A 756-nucleotide genomic window follows, 5' to 3' on the forward strand; every position below is an offset into this window, starting at 1 on the left:
GCCCAGGCCGCCCGCCCGGCCGCCGACCCGGTGCTGCCACTGCGCGCCGCGGCCGCCGCCGCCCAGAACGGGCTGACCGTCTCGTACGCGACGGTGCGCCGGCTGGCCGCCGAGTGCCGGCCGCTGCCGGTGCCCTGGCCGGACGAGGCGCGCGAGCAGCTGGTCACCCTGCTGGGGGCGGGGGAGGCGGCCGTCCCGGTATGGGAGGCGCTGGAGGCGGAGGGGCTGGTGACCAGGCTGCTGCCGGACTGGGAGCGGGTGCGCTGCCGTCCGCAGCGCAACGCGGTGCACCGCTGGACGGTGGACCGGCACCTGGTCGAGACGGCCGTCCGGGCCGCCGCGATGACCCGCCGGGTGGCCCGGCCGGACCTCCTGCTGGTCGCCGCGCTGCTGCACGACATCGGCAAGGGCTGGCCCGGCGACCACAGCGAGGCCGGCGAGGTGATCGTCCGCGACCTGACCACCCGGATGGGCTTCCCTCCCGAGGACACCGAGACCCTGGCGGTGCTGGTCCGCCACCACCTGACCCTGGTCGACACCGCGACCCGGCGCGACCCGGACGACCCGGCCACCGTCGAGGCGGTCACCAAGGCGGTCGGCACCCTGCCCGAGCTGGAACTGCTGCACGCGCTCACCGAGGCGGACGCGCTGGCCACCGGCCCGGCGGCGTGGAGCACCTGGCGGGCCTCGCTGGTGGACGGCCTGGTGGCCCGGGTCGCCGCCCAGCTGGCCGGCGGCGGCGCCGCGCCCGCCGAG

Annotated in this window: 1 protein-coding gene; it reads left to right on the forward strand. The window is 78.6% G+C overall.

Going from position 1 to position 756, the window contains the following annotated elements; all coding sequences use genetic code 11:
* Nucleotides 1-756: HD domain-containing protein (locus BG452_RS35930; protein ID WP_188308531.1), on the forward strand; the 756-nt coding region annotated here is incomplete at both ends.

Source organism: Streptomyces sp. CBMA123, from assembly GCF_014596465.1.
GTDB lineage: Bacteria > Actinomycetota > Actinomycetes > Streptomycetales > Streptomycetaceae > Kitasatospora.